The 16,600-nt window shown below is 72.9% G+C and carries 12 protein-coding genes; 9 read left to right on the forward strand and 3 right to left on the reverse strand.

The genetic code is table 11. The annotated features are described in order from the left end of the window. Window positions 1–37 precede the first annotated feature (37 nt). The 7 genes from ACSHWO_RS20385 (at window position 38) to ACSHWO_RS20415 (ending at window position 10,088) form a co-directional block, all read left to right on the forward strand. Complete coding sequence (locus tag ACSHWO_RS20385) at window positions 38–1,438, forward strand: acyltransferase family protein (RefSeq protein ID WP_438313602.1); 1,401 nt, start codon at window positions 38–40, stop codon at window positions 1,436–1,438. Between the two features lie 52 nt (window positions 1,439–1,490). Beyond that, complete coding sequence (locus ACSHWO_RS20390) at window positions 1,491–3,287, forward strand: ABC-F family ATP-binding cassette domain-containing protein (protein ID WP_438313604.1); 1,797 nt, start codon at window positions 1,491–1,493, stop codon at window positions 3,285–3,287. 160 nt (window positions 3,288–3,447) lie between these two features. Next, the gene (locus ACSHWO_RS20395) at window positions 3,448–5,061 is read left to right on the forward strand and encodes an outer membrane protein assembly factor BamB family protein (RefSeq protein WP_438313606.1); all 1,614 of its coding nucleotides are present in this window, start codon (window positions 3,448–3,450) and stop codon (window positions 5,059–5,061) included. A gap of 40 nt (window positions 5,062–5,101) precedes the next feature. Further along, the gene (locus ACSHWO_RS20400; RefSeq protein WP_361098892.1) at window positions 5,102–6,928 is read left to right on the forward strand and encodes an outer membrane protein assembly factor BamB family protein; all 1,827 of its coding nucleotides are present in this window, start codon (window positions 5,102–5,104) and stop codon (window positions 6,926–6,928) included. 132 nt (window positions 6,929–7,060) lie between these two features. After that, the gene (locus tag ACSHWO_RS20405) at window positions 7,061–7,759 is read left to right on the forward strand and encodes a response regulator transcription factor (protein WP_361098895.1); all 699 of its coding nucleotides are present in this window, start codon (window positions 7,061–7,063) and stop codon (window positions 7,757–7,759) included. A gap of 94 nt (window positions 7,760–7,853) precedes the next feature. Beyond that, the gene (galE, locus tag ACSHWO_RS20410) at window positions 7,854–8,801 is read left to right on the forward strand and encodes a UDP-glucose 4-epimerase GalE (protein ID WP_385806215.1); all 948 of its coding nucleotides are present in this window, start codon (window positions 7,854–7,856) and stop codon (window positions 8,799–8,801) included. Between the two features lie 522 nt (window positions 8,802–9,323). Continuing rightward, window positions 9,324–10,088 (forward strand): LuxR C-terminal-related transcriptional regulator, encoded by a 765-nt coding sequence (locus ACSHWO_RS20415; RefSeq protein ID WP_438313609.1) that lies wholly within the window; start codon window positions 9,324–9,326, stop codon window positions 10,086–10,088. On the opposite strand, the gene ACSHWO_RS20420 is transcribed toward ACSHWO_RS20415, so the two are convergent. After that, entirely contained in the window at window positions 10,047–10,544 is a 498-nt protein-coding gene (locus ACSHWO_RS20420; protein WP_385805920.1) for a MarR family winged helix-turn-helix transcriptional regulator, read from the reverse strand. The genes ACSHWO_RS20415 and ACSHWO_RS20420 overlap by 42 nt on opposite strands. Before the next feature lie 175 nt (window positions 10,545–10,719). Between ACSHWO_RS20420 and ACSHWO_RS20425 the strand changes: the two genes are divergently transcribed. Then, complete coding sequence (locus ACSHWO_RS20425) at window positions 10,720–11,580, forward strand: trans-aconitate 2-methyltransferase (protein WP_361098904.1); 861 nt, start codon at window positions 10,720–10,722, stop codon at window positions 11,578–11,580. 151 nt (window positions 11,581–11,731) lie between these two features. Here the strand turns inward: ACSHWO_RS20425 and ACSHWO_RS20430 are convergent, their stop codons facing one another. Both ACSHWO_RS20430 and ACSHWO_RS20435 read right to left on the reverse strand, forming a co-directional pair. Further along, on the reverse strand, window positions 11,732–12,406 hold the full coding sequence (locus ACSHWO_RS20430) for a TetR/AcrR family transcriptional regulator (RefSeq protein WP_361098907.1): 675 nt from the start codon (window positions 12,404–12,406) through the stop codon (window positions 11,732–11,734). Beyond that, the gene (locus ACSHWO_RS20435) at window positions 12,403–13,419 is read right to left on the reverse strand and encodes an acyl-CoA desaturase (protein ID WP_385849928.1); all 1,017 of its coding nucleotides are present in this window, start codon (window positions 13,417–13,419) and stop codon (window positions 12,403–12,405) included. The genes ACSHWO_RS20430 and ACSHWO_RS20435 overlap by 4 nt, the downstream gene beginning before the upstream one ends. 379 nt (window positions 13,420–13,798) lie before the next feature. Here ACSHWO_RS20435 and ppc point away from each other — a divergent pair, with 379 nt between their 5' ends. After that, window positions 13,799–16,573: a phosphoenolpyruvate carboxylase gene (gene ppc, locus ACSHWO_RS20440; protein ID WP_385849929.1), complete on the forward strand. Its 2,775-nt coding sequence runs from the start codon at window positions 13,799–13,801 to the stop codon at window positions 16,571–16,573. Window positions 16,574–16,600: the final 27 nt, after the last annotated feature.

The following is a 16,600-nucleotide window of genomic DNA, read 5'->3' on the forward strand; positions in this document are numbered from 1 at the left end:
CTGGTCCGGGGCCCCGGGCGCGCGGGAGCGTACCGGCATGGACATCAGTGCACGGGACCTGGCCGAGGCGACCCCCGCGACGCGGGACCGGTACGTCGATCTGCTGCGCGTCGCCTCGCTCGCCACCGTCGTCCTCGGGCACTGGCTGATGGCCGCGGTGACCGGGGACGGAATAGGGAACCTGCTCGCCCTCGTCCCCGGACTCCAGGCCCTGACCTGGGTGCTGCAGGTCATGCCGGTGTTCTTCTTCGTCGGCGGCTTCTCCCACGCCCTGTCGTACCGCTCGCTCGAACGGAAGGCCGACGGGCGGGACGGCGTCTACGCCGTGTTCCTGCAGGCCCGGCTGCGGCGGCTGCTGCGGCCCACCCTCGTCTTCGTCCTCGTCTGGACGGCCGCCGCGCTCGCCGTCCAGGCCGCGGGCCGCGGGGACGGGCGGCTCTCCGGGGCCGCCCTGCGGATGGTCACCCAGCCGCTGTGGTTCATCGGCGTCTACCTCGCCATGGTCGCCCTCACCCCGCCCCTGCTCCGGCTGCACCGGCGGTGGGGCTGGGGCGCCTTCACCGCGCTCGCCGGGGCCGCGGCCGCCGTCGACCTGCTGCGGTTCGGGGCCGGAGTGCCCTACGTCGAGTTCCTGAACTTCGCCTTCGTCTGGCTCGCCGTGCACCAGCTCGGCTTCCTGCGCGCCGACGGCCGCCTCACCCCCGCCGGCCGGGCGCCGCACCGCCGGTCCCGGCTCCTGCGTCCCGCCGCCCTCGCCGCCGCCGGACTCTGCGGGGCCGCGCTGCTCGTCGCGTACGGGCCGTACCCGCTGTCCATGGTCGGGATGCCCGGAGAGAAGCTGTCCAACATGGCGCCGCCCACCCTCGCCCTGCTCTGCCACGGGTTGTGGCTCGTCGGGGCCGTCGAACTGCTCGGGGCGCCCGCCGCTCGGCTGCTGGCCCGGCCCCGGGTGTGGCGGGGCGTGGTCGCCGCCAACGGGATCGCCATGACCGCCTTCCTGTGGCACCTCACCGCCATGCTCGCCGTGTACGCCGCCCAGCTCGCCCTCGGGCTGCGGCTGCCCGAGCCCGCCTCGGCCGACTGGTGGGCCCAGGTGCCCGCACGGCTGCTGCTCGCCGCCGCGCTGACCGGGCTGCTCGTCGCCGCCTTCCGCCGCTTCGAAGCCCCCGCCTCCGCACCTGCACCCGCCCCCGCCCCCGTCCCGGTGTCCGCCCCCGCCGCGACCGGCTCGTCGCCGCGCGCCGCCGCCGGCACCACCCTGTGCCTGCTCGGCATCCTCGGCCTGTCCATGACCGGCCTGGGCGGGCTGTTCGAGGGCCGCACCGCCACCCTCGTCGCGCTCCCCGTCACCGCTCCCGCCGCCATCGCCATGGCGCTCGGCGGCTGGTACCTGGTGGAACGCTCCGCCCCGTCCCGGAGCGTTAGGCTGAGGGGCTGATCCACACCCTCCCCCGGACCCCTCCGGGGGTACCCCACCTGGAGCGCGTCTGATGGCCGTCAATCTGGTCAATGTCGAGGCAGTGAGCAAGGTGTACGGCACCCGTGCCCTGCTCGACGGCATCTCCCTCGGCGTCTCCGAGGGGGACCGGATCGGTGTCGTGGGCCGCAACGGCGACGGCAAGACCACCCTGATCCGGATCCTCGCCCGGCTGGAGGAGCCCGACACCGGCCGGGTCACCCAGAGCGGCGGCCTGCGCATGGGCGTCCTCACCCAGCACGACTCGCTCGACCCCACGGCGACGATCCGGCACGAGATCATCGGGGACATGGCCGACCACGAGTGGGCCGGCAACGCGAAGATCCGCGACGTGCTGACCGGCCTGTTCGGCGGCTTGGACCTGCCCGGGTTCGCCCAGGGCCTGGACACCGTCATCGGCCCGCTCTCCGGTGGCGAGCGCCGCCGCATCGCCCTCGCCAGGCTGCTCATCGAGGACCAGGACCTCATCGTCCTCGACGAGCCCACCAACCACCTCGACGTCGAGGGCATCTCCTGGCTGGCCCGGCACCTCCAGACGCGCCGCTCCTCGCTCGTCTGCGTCACCCACGACCGCTGGTTCCTCGACCAGGTCTGCACCCGCATGTGGGACGTCCAGCGCGGCAGCGTCTACGAGTACGAGGGCGGCTACAGCGACTACGTCTTCGCCCGCGCCGAGCGGGAGCGGATCGCCGCGACCGAGGAGGTCAAGCGGCAGAACCTGATGCGCAAGGAGCTGGCCTGGCTGCGCCGCGGCGCTCCCGCCCGCACCTCCAAGCCGCGGTTCCGCATCGAGGCCGCCAACGCCCTCATCGCGGACGTGCCGCCGCCGCGCGACACCTCCGAGCTGATGCGCTTCGCCAACGCCCGCCTCGGCAAGACCGTGTTCGACCTGGAGGACGTCACCGTCCAGGCCGGGCCGAAGACCCTGCTCAAGCACCTCACCTGGCACCTCGGCCCCGGCGACCGCATCGGCCTGGTCGGCGTGAACGGCGCCGGCAAGACCTCGCTGCTGCGGGCCCTGGCCGAGGCGGCCCGTACCCAGGGCGACGTGCAGCCGGCGGCCGGCAGGGTCACCGTCGGCAAGACCGTCAGGCTGGCCTACCTCTCCCAGGAGGTCGGCGAACTCGACCCGTCCCTGCGGGTCCTGGAGGCCGTCCAGCGCGTCCGCGACCGCGTCGACCTCGGCAAGGGCCGCGAGATGACGGCCGGTCAGCTGTGTGAGCAGTTCGGCTTCACCAAGGAGAAGCAGTGGACGCCGGTCGGCGACCTCTCCGGCGGTGAGCGCCGCCGACTGCAGATCCTGCGGCTGCTGATGGACGAGCCGAACGTGCTCTTCCTCGACGAGCCCACGAACGACCTCGACATCGAGACCCTCACGCAGCTGGAGGACCTCCTCGACGGCTGGCCCGGCTCGATGATCGTGATCTCGCACGACCGGTTCTTCATCGAGCGCACCACCGACACGGTGATGGCGCTGCTGGGCGATGCGACCCTGCGGATGCTGCCGCGCGGCCTCGACGAGTACCTGGAGCGCCGCCAGAAGATGATCGAGGCGGCCGCGCCCGCGCCCGCCCCGGCCGCACCGAAGTCGACGTCCGCCGGCGACTCCCGCGCCGCGAAGAAGGAACTGCAGCGGATCGAGCGGCAGCTCAACAAGATGGCGGACCGCGAGACCAACCTGCACGCCCAGATCGCCGAGAACGCCACGGACTTCGCGAAGGTGGCCAAGCTCGACGCCGAGCTGCGCGAACTCATCGCGGAGCGGGACGAGTTGGAGATGCGCTGGCTGGAGCTGGCCGAGGAGGCCTGACGGTCCGCGGGTGCGGTGGCCGAACTGGCCTGATAACGACGCTGTCACAGGCCGGTCCGCCCTTGGGAACAGGGGTGCGACCGGCCCGGTGCCGTCCCGGCGGCAGTGGTAGAAAGGTCATCTCCCCCACCCTGACACCCGACGCCGAAGGTACGCGCTGATGACCGAGCAGCCCCAGCCGCCGAACCAGCCGCCGGCGCCGGACGGTTACGGGCACCTCCCCGGCCCCCCGCAGTCCTCGTACGGCGCGCCCCCGCAGGGCCCCAACCCGTACGCCCAGCCGCAGCCCCCCACCGCGCCGACGGGGCAGCCCGCGTACTCCTTCCCGCAGCCGGGCGCGACCCCGGGCCCCGGCACCCCGCCCGGCCGCCGACGGACCGCCGCCGTCGCCGCGGTCGCGGTCGCCGGCGTCCTCGTCCTGGGTGCCGGCGGGTACGCCCTCCTCGCGGGCGGCGGGGAGAAGGATCCGGCCACGCCGGTCGCCCAGAGCTCCCCGCCCGCCGACGCCCAGGCGTCCGCCACCCCCGACAAGGGCGACGGCAACGGCAACGGCTCCCAGGTCAACGAGGACCTCAACGCCGGGCGCAAGCAGGGCGAGGACAGGGTCCTCTGGCTCAAGGCCCCCAAGGTCGACGGCCCCGGCATGGGCGTCGACGCCGAGGGCCAGTGGGTCGTCGGCGACACCGTCGTCAAGCGGTTGTGGAACAACCTCACCGCCTACGGGGCCGGCGACGGCAAGGAGCAGTGGACCCTCGCCTTCCCCGCGCCGATCTGCTCCGTCACCCCGCAGACCACCGCCGACGCCAAGACCGTCGTCCTGTACAGGGAGAGCACGACCGAGGGTGCCCTCTGCAGCCGGATGCGGATGGTCGACCTGAAGACGGGCAAGGAGGGCTGGTCCAAGGAGATCCCCTCGGAGGGTTTCCTCGACATCATGACCAGCCCCACCCTGGGGATGACGGGCGACACCGTGGCCGTCAGCCGCGGCGGCTCCGCCAGCGCCTTCAAGATCAGCACGGGTGACAAGCTGTTCGGCAGCGGGTCCGCCGAGGGCTGCAAGCCCGGCGCGTACACCCTCCACAACAACAAGATGATCGCGATCTCCGGCTGCAAGGAGAAGGACGGCAAGGGCGAGGTCTCGGGCGCAGACCCGGTCACCGGCAAGAAGACCTGGACCTACCAGCTGCCCGACGGCTACAAGGCCGTCAACGTCTACTCCCTCGACCCGGTCGTCCTCGACATCGCCAACCAGGAGAAGAACCAGCGCGCCATCGTGGTCCTCGGGCCCGACGGGAAGCACAGCGCCACCCTGAGCGCCGAGGGCAAGTGGGCCAACGAGTGCATCCCCGCGGCGGGGGGATCCCTTGAGATCTGCAACAAGACCGTCGTCGACGGCGGCACCCTCTACATGCCGACCTTCGCGGACGTCAAAAAGGCCAACGAGATCGTCGCCTTCGACCTGAGCACCGGCAAGGCCAAGTGGCGCACCCCGGCCGGCGACAGCCGCATCTTGACCCCGATCAGGATGGAGAACGGGCAGCTGATCGCCTACCGGTCCGCCGAGCAGGACAAGGGCGGCGAGGTCGTCGCGATCCCGGCCGCCGGCGGCGCGCCCACCGCCCTGCTGCGCAACCCGTCCGGTACCGCCGCTCCGATCGAGGCCTCCTTCTACTCCCCGCAGATCGACTACGTGGGTGGCCGCCTGTACATCTCCGTCACCCACCTGCGCGCGCAGAACAAGGACGAGAAGCTCCTGATGGTCTTCGGCAAGTGAACGAGTCCACCGAGCCGCCACCGAGAGGCAACAGCAACCGATGAGTACCCCGCCGCCCCCTCAGCAGCCGCCCGCCGGCGGCTTCGGCGCGCCGCAGGGCCCCCCGCCCGGAGGCTTCGGCGCACCGCCGCCCACGGCGCCGCCCGTCCCGCCGCAGCAGCCCCCGGCCGGCGCCCCGCCGCAGCCGCCGGTGGACCCGCGCCAGCCGGCCGGCGCGCCGCCGCAGGCCCCGCCGCCCGCCGTGCCGCCGACCATGCCCGCGGGCGGGCCGGCCGTGCCGCCGCAGGCCGCGCCGCCCGGGCAGCCGGCGTACGGCTACCCCCAGCAGGGCTACGGCTACCCGCAGCAAGGCCCCGCCGCCCCGAACCCGTACAGCGCCCCCACGGCGCCCATGCAGGCGGCCCCGCCGCAGCCGGTCCCCTCCGGCGCGGGCGGCGGCGGTGACAAGCGCACCCAGACGATGATCATCGGTGCGGCGGCGCTCGCCGTCGTCCTGATCGTCGCCGGCGGCCTCTGGTACGCCTCCGGCAGCGGCGGCGGCGACGAGCCCGCGGCGAGCCCCACGTCCGGGGGGAGCAGCGCCCCGGCCGGCGCGTCCGGCTCGGAGAAGGTGCCCGCCAACACCAAGTCGCGGCCGCTGTACAACCAGCCGAGCCCGGCGCCGGAGGAGATCACCTCCGTCCCCGGCTCCTGGCTCACCGACTCCACCTACGTGAAGACCGACGTGTCCAAGGTCGTCGGGTACAACGTGGTCGACGGCGGCAAGAAGTGGGAACTGCCGTTCCCGGGCGAGGTCTGCGGCGCGACCAAGCACGTCAGCGACGACAAGACGGCCGTGCTGTACAAGGCGGCCGCGGCCACGCCGCAGAACAAGTACCCGCCGTGCACCGAGGTCGGCGTCATCGACCTGAACACCGGCAAGCTCCTGTGGTCCGGCAACGCCAAGGGCAGCGCCACCGGTGACCAGCCGGCCTCGCTGAACGAGGTCACCATCAGCGGCCAGACCGTCGCCGCGGCCGGCACCAGCGGCGGCGCCGCCTGGAACCTCGCCGACGGCAAGTCGCTGTGGACGCCCAAGGTCGACCCCGACGGCTGCTACGACGCCGGCTACGCGGGCGGTGAGGGCCTCGCCGTCATCCGCAAGTGCGGTCGCTACCCCAGCCAGACCCTGTACGCGCAGAGCCTGAACCCGACCACCGGCGCACCCACCGCCTCGTACAAGCTCTCCGAGGGCATCGAGTGGGCGTCGATCATCTCCACCAAGCCGCTGGTCGTCGCCGCCGACGTCGGCGGCACCGCCAAGAACGCCACGGGCATCAGCGACCTGTTCGTCGTCGACCCCAAGGGCGAGCTGAAGGCGCGCATCTCGCTCGCCTCCGGCAACTTCGGCGGCAAGTGCCGGGCGACGGAGATCGAGAAGTGCACGAACATCGTGGTCGGCAACGGCAAGGTCTACCTGCCCTCCATCGAGCACCAGGGCAAGGACTCCTCGCTGGCCCGCACCAACGAGCTGCTCTCCTTCGACCTGGAGACCGGCAAGCAGACCAGTGACCGCGCCGACGCCGGCGAGCGGTACACCATGTTCCCGCTCCGCATGGACGGGTCGAACATCATCGCCTACAAGGTGCCGCCCTACGACAAGGGCGGCCAGATCGTCTCCATCAACGGGACGACGATGAAGGAGACCCTCCTGATGGAGAACCCGGCGGAGAAGGCGAGCCGCACCGCCGAGACCGGTTTCTCGCCCGAGTTCTCCGAGTTCCGCTACCACAACGGCAAGCTCTTCATCTCCCGCACCAACGTGAAGAAGCCGTTCTCCGACAAGTCGGATCCCGAGTACCTGTTCGTGTCCTTCAGCGCCAGCTGATCCCCGGCCGCGTCCCGGCCCGCCGAAGCCCCCGGAAGGTCCGCCTTCCGGGGGCTTTCGTGCCGTATCCGCCGCGCGCCGTCGAACAAGCGTGTAGCTTGCCGGGGCAGAAGGGGAGAGGGTGGGGGCCCAATGGGCGTACGGGTCATGGTGGTCGACGAACACAGGCTGCTGGCCGAGGCGCTCGCCTCGGCCCTGAAACTGCGCGGACACCGGGTGCTCGCCGCGGCCGCACCGGCCGCGGGCGCCGCCGACCTGGTCATCAGCCGCGCTCCGGAGGTCTGTCTGCTGGGCACGGCCACACCCGCGGAGCCGGGGGTCTTCGAGCCCGTGGTCCGCATCAGACGGGAGCGGCCGCAGACCGCGGTCGTGGTCCTCGGCCCCGTGCCGAGCCCGCGCGGCATCGCCGCCGCCTTCGCCGCCGGCGCCTGCGGGTACGTACGCCAGGACGAGCGGATCGAGGGCGTCGAGCGGGCGCTGGCCAAGGCCCGGGCGGGGGAGGCCGCGGTCTCCCCGCAACTGCTCCAGGCGGCGTTCGCGGAGCTCCTCAACCCCGCGGCCGCGCCCGACGACGAGGGCAGCCGGCTGCTGCGGCTGCTCACCCCGCGCGAGGTGGAGGTGCTGGTCCGGGTCGCCGAGGGCGAGGACACCCGGCTCATCGCCGCGGGCATGGAGATCGCACCGAGCACGGCGCGCACGCACGTGCAGCGGGTGCTGATGAAACTGGGCGTGGGCTCCCGGCTGGAGGCGGCCGCGCTGGCCGCCCGGACCGGCCTGCTGGACCGGGCGGCACTCCCGCGGACCGACGCCGATTTCCCCGGAGGCCCGTAATCCGGTAAGCCAGTGACCGGCATGCGCACCGTCGCGCGTGCGTTCCCCTGCGAGAGGTAGCAGACCAGTGAGCAAGACGCCGTCTTCTAAGTACATGGTCACCGGCGGCGCCGGATACGTGGGCAGCGTCGTCGCGGCGCACCTGCTGGAGGCCGGACACGAGGTCACCGTCCTCGACGACCTCTCCACGGGCTTCCGCGAGGGCGTCCCGGCCGGGGCCGAGTTCATCGAGGGCCGCATCCAGGACGCCGAGCGGTACCTCGACCCCTCCTACGACGCGGTCCTGCACTTCGCGGCGTTCTCGCAGGTCGGCGAGTCCGTCGTGAACCCGGCCAAGTACTGGGACAACAACGTCGGCGGCACCCTCGCCCTGCTGGGCGCCATGCGCTCGGCCGGCGTGCGCAAGCTGGTGTTCTCCTCCACGGCCGCCACCTACGGCGAGCCCACCGAGAGCCTGCTGACGGAGGCGTCCGCCACCCGGCCCACCAACCCGTACGGCGCCTCCAAGCTGGCCGTCGACCACATGATCACGGGCGAGTGCGCGGCCCACGGCGTCGCGGCGGTGTCGCTGCGCTACTTCAACGTGGCCGGCGCCTACGGCCGGTACGGCGAGCGCCACGACCCCGAGACCCACCTGATCCCCCTGGTCCTCCAGGTCGCCCTCGGCGAGCGGGAGTCGATCTCGGTGTTCGGCGAGGACTACCCCACCCCGGACGGCACCTGCGTGCGCGACTACATCCACGTCGCCGACCTGGCGGAGGCCCACCTGGCCGCCCTGGACGCCGCCACCGAGGGCGAGCACCTGATCTGCAACCTGGGCAACGGCAACGGCTTCTCGGTCCGTGAGGTCGTCGAGGCCGTCCGCAAGGTCACCGGCAAGGACATCCCCGAGGTCGTCGCGCCGCGCCGGGCCGGCGACCCGGCCGTGCTCGTCGCCTCCGCGAAGGCCGCCCACGAGAAGCTCGGCTGGACCCCGTCCCGCCCCGACCTCGAGGGCATCATCGCCGACGCGTGGAACTTCACCCGCGACCTGCGCGGCTGAAGCCCCGACCCGCAGCGGCCCGCAGCGGCCGCACCGGACGCGCCGGTCCACCGCGCCCCCCGCACGCCGCCGTGCGGGGGGCGCGGTGCGTTGCCGGGCGGCCACCGGGGGAGCGCGCCGGGCCGGGAGCGCCGCGGGCGGGCGCAGCGCGCGGGCGCTCAGCGTGCACACGCCGGGTGAAATGCCCCCCGTGCATCTGCCCGGAGCGCCTACCGGGCCGGAAAGGGTCTTAGAGGGCCTTCGAACCGCTCAATTCAGGCCATGTCGACGGCCCTTCGGGAGGGTCCCACCAGAAAACCGCTCGGAAAAGTTCTGCTATTCGGCCAACCGCGAGCCGCACCCCGCTCTACGCTGATGCGTGACGCCGGTGGGGGCCGGTGTTGATTCAGGGGTCGAGACACGCCGGGTACGGCGTCCGGACCGGGGTAGTGCAGAGATGTCTCGGCGGCGGCCGCGGCAGCTTCCGTCACCCGGTCCGGGCGCCGTACCCGCAGTCGTCCGTCCCCGACCCTTGGGGGTTTTGTGGTTCGCATCCGTGTTCTCGTGGTCGATGACCACCGCATCTTCGCCGAGTCGCTGGCCGCCGCTCTGGCGGCCGAGCCCGACGTCGACGTGTCCGCGGCCGGCAGCGGCCCGGCCGCCCTGCGCTGCCTGGAACGCGCGGTGGCGGAGGGGCGCCGCTTCGACGTGCTGCTGGTGGACGCCGACCTCGGCGCCGCCGCCGGGACGGTGCCCGCACAGCGGGACGGGTCCGGGGCCCCTCCGCCCGGCTCGGACGGCATCGCGCTCGTCGCCGGCGTACGGGCGGCCCATCCCGCGGTCCGCACCGTCGTCCTCGCCGAGCGCGACGACCCGCGCCGGGCCGCGTACGCCCTCCAGGCGGGCGCGTCGGGCTGGGTCGCGAAGGACTGTTCGCTCTCGCGGCTGCTGGCCGTCATCCGGGGGGTGCTGCGCGAGGAGACGCACCTGCCGCCCGCTCTGCTCACCGGCGTCCTGCGGGAGTTGACCGCCGCGCGCAAGCACCGCAGCGACAGCGAGCGGCTCGTGGAGTCCCTGACGCCGCGCGAGCACGAGGTGCTGCGCTGCATGGTGGCGGGGCTTGGCCGCAAGGACGTGGCGGCCCGACTCTTCCTGTCCCCGCACACCGTCCGCACGCACATGCAGAACGTGCTGGGCAAGCTCGGGGTGCACTCCACGCTCGCGGCCGTGGCGCTGGCCCGGCGGGCGGGCGTCCGGCCGGCGGACCTACCCGGGGATGTTGTCGAACGGAGCGGTCAACCGGCGTAGCAGGGCGGCGAGGTCGGCACGCTGGGCCTGGGAGAGCTGGGCCAGGATCGCCCGCTCCTGGGCCAGCAGCCCGGCCAGGGCCTCGTCGGCGCGGTCGCGGCCCTCGGGGGTCAGCCGGACCAGGACCCCGCGCCGGTCGTTGGGGTCGGGCAGCCGCTCGACGAGCCCCTTCTTGGCGAGCCGGTCGATGCGGTTGGTCATCGTGCCGGAGGTGACCAGAGTCTGCGTCAGCAACTGGCCGGGGGACAGCTGGTAGGGCGCGCCGGCGCGGCGCAGCGAGGTCAGGACGTCGAACTCCCACGGCTCCAGGCCGTGCTCGGAGAAGGCCAGCCTGCGGGCGCGGTCGAGATGGCGGGCGAGCCTGCTCACGCGGCTCAACACTTCCAGCGGTTCCACGTCGAGGTCAGGGCGTTCCCGCCGCCATGCCGCGACCAACCGGTCGACCTCGTCCTCCATGCCGATCAGTGTAAGGGGTCTGTCGATGTGAAGTCTCTTGAATGCAAGAGTCTCGGAGGGGTATATCTTGAGAGCGTGAATCTTGGCGTCAAGATATATTCGGGGCGGCCGCGGGCATGGAGAGGGCCGTAACGGCTTCCGTTTCCGACCGCCCCGCCAGCAGGGAGGCTCGACCATGCATTCCGACATCCGTGGCACGACACGCGTCCCCTCCGCCGCCACCCGCGCGGTACCCACCTGGGACCCGCAGCAGTACCTCCGGCACGCAGGACACCGCACGCGCCCCTTCCTCGACCTCCTGCACCGCGTACCGGAACTCCCCGCCGACCCCGCCCGCATCGCCGACCTCGGCTGCGGTCCCGGCAACGTCACGGCCCTCCTCGTCGACCGCTGGCCCCGGGCCCACACCACCGGCTTCGACCTCTCCGCGGAGATGCTCCGGCGCGCCGACGCCGAACACGCCGGACCCACCCCCGGCGGCGGCACCCTCGACTTCCGCCGCGCCGACCTCGCCGACTGGCTCCCCGACGAGACCTACGACCTGATCGTCTCCAACGCCGCCCTCCAGTGGGTGCCCAACCACCCCGGCTCCTTCGCCTCCTGGATCAACGGCCTGCGCCCCGGCGGCACCTTCGCCTTCCAGGTCCCCGGCAACCACGCCGCCCCCAGCCACGCCCTCCTCGCCGGGCTCTGCGACAGCCCGCGCTGGCGCGACCGGCTCGCCGGCCACGGCTCCCGCTACACCCACGTCCTCGACGCCGCCGAATACCTCGACCGGCTCACCGAGCTCGGCTGCGCCGCCGACACCTGGGAGACCACCTACTTCCAGCTGCTGCCCGGCACCGACCCCGTCCTCGACTGGGTCAAGGGCACCGCCCTGCGCCCGGTCCTGACCGCCCTCGAAGACGACCCCCGGGCCGTCGACGCCTTCCTCGCCGAATACCGCGACCTGCTGCGCACCGCCTACCCGCCCGGCCCGCGCGGCACCGTCTTCCCCTTCCGCCGCGTCTTCGCCGTCGCCGTCAAGGAGCGCTGACCACCGGCAACCGGCTCGAACCCCCGAACCGTCCCACCCGGCGGGGTGAGGCGCCCCGGAAACGGGACGGCGCCCCGTCACCGCGGCCGCGGTGACGGGGCGCCGTCGGAGCCGTCCGCGCGGGCTCCCGTCGGAGCCCGCGCATGCGTACTCAGCTCTTGCGGTGGCCGACCAGCCGGGGCTTCGCCTCCAGCCCGTCCAGCCCGTGCCAGGCCAGGTTCACCAGGTGCGCCGCGACCTCCGCCTTCTTCGGCCGCCGCACGTCCAGCCACCACTGGCCGGTCAGCGCCACCATCCCGACCAGCGCCTGCGCGTACAGCGGGGCCAGCTTCGGATCGAACCCGCGCGTCTTGAACTCCAGACCCAGGATGTCCTCGACCTGCGTGGCGATGTCGCTGATCAGCGACGCGAACGTACCCGTCGACTGGGCCACCGGCGAGTCCCGCACCAGGATCCGGAACCCGTCCGTGTAGGACTCGATGTAGTCCAGGAGGGCGAACGCCGCCTGCTCCAGCAGCTCCCGCGGGTGCCCGGCCGTCAGCGCGCCCGTCACCATGTCCAGCAGCTGGCGCATCTCCCGGTCCACCACGACCGCGTACAGGCCCTCCTTGCCGCCGAAGTGCTCGTACACCACGGGCTTGGAGACCCCGGCCTTCGCCGCGATCTCCTCCACCGAAGTGCCCTCGAAACCCTTCTCGGCGAACAGGGCCCGGCCGATGTCCAGCAGTTGCTGGCGCCGCTCCGCGCCCGTCATCCGAACCCGGCGGCCGCGCCTGGGCTTGTCGCTGCTGGAAGTGCTGCCGTCGATCGCCACGCCCCCCATCATGCCGCGTGCGACGCGTTTTCCCTGCGTCGGGCGTCGATCCGGGCCCCGGACGGCCAACGTACGTCCGACGCCCAGCCCGCCCGCTCGAACCAGCGGATCAGCCGCGCACTGGAATCCACCTGGCCGCGCAGCACCCCGTGCCGGGCCGACGTCGGGTCCGCGTGGTGCAGGTTGTGCCAGGACTCGCCGCACGACAGCACCGCCAGCCACCACACGTTCCCCGACCGGTCCCGGGACCGGAACGGACGCCTGCCCACCGCGTGGCAGATCGAGTTGATCGACCACGTCACGTGGTGCAGCAGCGCCACCCGGACCAGGGAACCCCAGAAGAACGCCGTGAACGCGCCCCACCACGACAGCGTCACCAGGCCGCCCACCAGCGGCGGGACCGCCAGCGACACCACCGTCCAGAACACGAAGTCGCGCGAGATCCGCCGCAGTGCCGGGTCCTTGATCAGGTCGGGGGCGTACTTGTGCTGGTCGGTCTGCTCGGTGTCGAACAGCCAGCCGACGTGCGCCCACCACAGGCCCTTCACCAGCGCCGGCAGGCTCTCCCCGAACCGCCACGGCGAATGCGGGTCGCCCTCCTGGTCGGAGAACCGGTGGTGCTTGCGGTGATCGGCCACCCAGCGCACCAGCGGCCCCTCCACCGCCATCGACCCCATGACCGCCAGCACGAGCCGCAGCGGCCGCTTCGCCTTGAACGAGCCGTGCGTGAAGTGGCGGTGGAAGCCGACCGTGATGCCGTGGCAGGTCAGGAAGTACATGGCGGCCATCAGGCCGAGGTCCAGCCAACTCACCCCCCACCCCCAGGCCAGCGGCACCGCCGCGAGCAGCGCCAGGAACGGCACGGTGATGAACAGCAGCAGTGCGATCTGCTCCACCGACCGCTTGTGCTCACCACCGCGGGTCGCGGACTGCAGCGGGGAGGCGGAAGAGGATGCGGAGGACGGTTCGGAGGGCGGGTCCGAGGGCACGGAGACGCCCTCGATCAGGTCGGGACCGGTGGTCATGGGCGTCCCCTGAAGGAGGAGGGAGGAGGCAGGCACCCCGGCTACGGATGCGTAACCTACGGCAACGTAAGTATGGCAAAGTGCGGCCCCCCGGCAAGGGGAGCGCGACGACACGGCACGGCGCGCCCGCGGGCACACTCACCCCCGCGCGCCCCGCCGCACGGTGCCGGCGCCCGCCTGTCGAGACGTTTACCGAGGCACGAGGCCCGGACACCTATCCTGGTGTCGTCGGACAGCGCGGTCCGCACGGGCAGCCGAGCTGCGCCGCAGAAGGCACCCCCGCAACGGGACCCCTACCCGTCCGGGCGGCGGTACCACCACGCGCGCACGCCGGAGCCCACCTCCCCGTAGCGCTCGACCACTGCAAGGAGCCGCACCTGTGAGCAGTGCCGACCAGGCCTCCACCGCCCACACCCCGGGCCGGGCCCCGTCCGCCGCCGTCGCCGCCGTCGACGCAGAGCTGCGCGCGGACATCCGCCGCCTCGGCGACCTCCTCGGCGAGACCATCGTCCGCCAGGAGGGCCGCGACCTCCTCGACCTCGTCGAGCGCGTCCGCGCCCTCACCCGCACCGACGGCGAGGCCGCCGCCGCCCTCCTCGGCGACACCGACCTGGAGACCGCCGCCAAGCTGGTGCGCGCCTTCTCCACCTACTTCCACCTCGCCAACGTCACCGAGCAGGTGCACCGCGGCCGCGAGCTGCGCGCCCACCGCGCCGCCGAGGGCGGCCTGCTGGCCCGCACCGCGGACATGCTCAAGGACGCCGACCCCGAGCACCTGCGCGAGACCGTACGGAACCTCAACGTGCGCCCGGTCTTCACCGCGCACCCCACCGAGGCCGCCCGCCGCAGCGTCCTGAACAAGCTGCGCCGCATCGCCGCCCTCCTGGAGGAGACCGCCGCGGGCGCGGGCGACCGCCGCCGCCAGGACCTCCGCCTCGCCGAGAACATCGACCTCGTCTGGCAGACCGACGAACTGCGCGTCGTCCGCCCCGAGCCCGCCGACGAGGCCCGCAACGCCATCTACTACCTCGACGAGCTGCACGCCGGAGCCGTCGGCGACGTCCTGGAGGACCTCGCCGCCGAACTCCAGCGCGTCGGCGTCGAACTCCCGCCGGGCACCCGCCCCCTCACCTTCGGCACCTGGATCGGCGGCGACCGCGACGGCAACCCCAACGTCACCCCGAACGTCACCCGCGAAGTGCTGATCCTCCAGCACGAGCACGGCATCACCGACGCCCTCGAACTCGTCGACTTCCTGCGCAGCCTGCTGTCCAACTCCATCCGCTACACCGGAGCGACCGAGGAGCTCCTCTCCTCCCTCCAGGCCGACCTCGAACGCCTCCCCGAGATCAGCCCGCGCTACAAGCGGCTGAACGCCGAGGAGCCGTACCGCCTCAAGGTCACCTGCATCCGGCAGAAGCTGCTGAACACCCGCGAACGCCTCGCCAAGGGCACCCCGCACGAGGAGGGCCGCGACTACCTCGGCACCGCCGAGCTGCTCACCGACCTCACCCTCATCCAGACCTCCCTGCGCGAGCACCGCGGCGGCCTCTTCGCCGACGGCCGGATGGACCGCACCATCCGCACCCTCGCCGCGTTCGGACTCCAGCTCGCCACCATGGACGTCCGCGAGCACGCCGACGCCCACCACCACGCCCTCGGCCAGCTCTTCGACCGCCTCGGCGAGGAGTCCTGGCGCTACGCCGACATGCCCCGCGAGTACCGGCAGCGGCTCCTCGCCAAGGAGCTCCGCTCCCGCCGCCCCCTCGCCCCGAGCCCGGCCCCGCTCGACGCGGCCGGCCACAAGACCCTCGGCGTCTTCCTCGCGATCAAGGAGGCGTTCGAGAAGTTCGGCCCCGAGGTCATCGAGTCGTACATCATCTCCATGTGCCAGGGCGCCGACGACGTGTTCGCCGCCGCCGTCCTCGCCCGCGAGGCCGGGCTCGTCGACCTGCACGCCGGCTGGGCCAAGATCGGCATCGTGCCGCTGCTGGAGACCACCGACGAGCTGCGCGCCGCCGACGTCATCCTCGACGAGATGCTCGCCGACCCCTCCTACCGGCGCCTGGTCTCCCTCCGCGGCGACGTCCAGGAGGTCATGCTCGGCTACTCCGACTCCTCCAAGTTCGGCGGCATCACCACCAGCCAGTGGGAGATCCACCGCGCCCAGCGCCGGCTGCGCGACGTCGCCCACCGCTACGGCGTGCGGCTGCGCCTCTTCCACGGCCGCGGCGGCACCGTCGGCCGCGGCGGGGGCCCCTCGCACGACGCGATCCTCGCCCAGCCGTGGGGCACCCTGGAGGGCGAGATCAAGGTGACCGAGCAGGGCGAGGTCATCTCCGACAAGTACCTCGTGCCGTCCCTCGCCCGCGAGAACCTCGAACTGACCGTCGCCGCCACCCTGCAGGCCTCCGCCCTGCACACGGCGCCCCGCCAGTCCGACGACGACCTCGCCCGCTGGGACGCGGCCATGGACATCGCCTCCGACGCCGCCCACTCCGCGTACCGGGCCCTCGTCGAGGACCCCGACCTGCCCGCCTACTTCTTCGCGTCCACCCCGGTCGACCAGCTCGCCGACCTCCACCTCGGCTCCCGGCCCTCCCGCCGCCCGGACTCCGGCGCCGGCCTCGACGGCCTGCGCGCCATCCCGTGGGTGTTCGGCTGGACCCAGTCCCGCCAGATCGTCCCCGGCTGGTACGGCGTCGGCTCCGGCCTCAGGGCGATCCGCGAGGCCGGCCAGGAAGGCGTCCTCGCCGAGATGGGCGAGCGCTGGCACTTCTTCCGCAACTTCCTGTCCAACGTCGAGATGACCCTCGCCAAGACGGACCTGCGGATCGCCCGCCACTACGTGGACACCCTCGTCCCCGACGAGCTGAAGCACGTATTCGACCGCATCCGCGCCGAGCACGAGCTCACGGTCCGTGAGGTCCTGCGCATCACCGGGGGCGAGCGCCTCCTCGACTCGCAGCCCGTCCTCCAGCAGACCTTCGCCGTCCGCGACGCCTACCTGGACCCGATCTCCTACCTCCAGGTCTCCCTGCTGGCCCGCCAGCGCGCGGCGGCCGCCCGCGGCGAGGAAGCCGACCCGGTCCTCTCCCGCGCGCTGCTCCTCAGCGTCAACGGCGTGGCGGCGGGCCTGCGCAACACCGGCTGACCCGTACGGTCGAACGAACGGCCGGTA

Source organism: Streptomyces pallidus (ex Mingjun et al. 2026) (assembly GCF_051550185.1).
Lineage (GTDB): Bacteria > Actinomycetota > Actinomycetes > Streptomycetales > Streptomycetaceae > Streptomyces.

Bases quoted from the DNA above. Each gene is read 5' to 3' on its own strand.
- ACSHWO_RS20400 (WP_361098892.1), top strand. From the start codon at position 5,102: ATGAGTACCCCGCCGCCCCCTCAGCAGCCGCCCGCCGGCGGCTTCGGC.
- ACSHWO_RS20430 (WP_361098907.1), bottom strand. From the start codon at position 12,406: ATGATGGGGGGCGTGGCGATCGACGGCAGCACTTCCAGCAGCGACAAG.
- ACSHWO_RS20435 (WP_385849928.1), bottom strand. From the start codon at position 13,419: ATGACCACCGGTCCCGACCTGATCGAGGGCGTCTCCGTGCCCTCGGAC.
- galE (WP_385806215.1), top strand. From the start codon at position 7,854: ATGGTCACCGGCGGCGCCGGATACGTGGGCAGCGTCGTCGCGGCGCAC.
- ACSHWO_RS20395 (WP_438313606.1), top strand. From the start codon at position 3,448: ATGACCGAGCAGCCCCAGCCGCCGAACCAGCCGCCGGCGCCGGACGGT.
- ACSHWO_RS20385 (WP_438313602.1), top strand. From the start codon at position 38: ATGGACATCAGTGCACGGGACCTGGCCGAGGCGACCCCCGCGACGCGG.
- ACSHWO_RS20425 (WP_361098904.1), top strand. From the start codon at position 10,720: ATGCATTCCGACATCCGTGGCACGACACGCGTCCCCTCCGCCGCCACC.
- ACSHWO_RS20420 (WP_385805920.1), bottom strand. From the start codon at position 10,544: ATGGAGGACGAGGTCGACCGGTTGGTCGCGGCATGGCGGCGGGAACGC.
- ACSHWO_RS20405 (WP_361098895.1), top strand. From the start codon at position 7,061: ATGGGCGTACGGGTCATGGTGGTCGACGAACACAGGCTGCTGGCCGAG.
- ACSHWO_RS20390 (WP_438313604.1), top strand. From the start codon at position 1,491: ATGGCCGTCAATCTGGTCAATGTCGAGGCAGTGAGCAAGGTGTACGGC.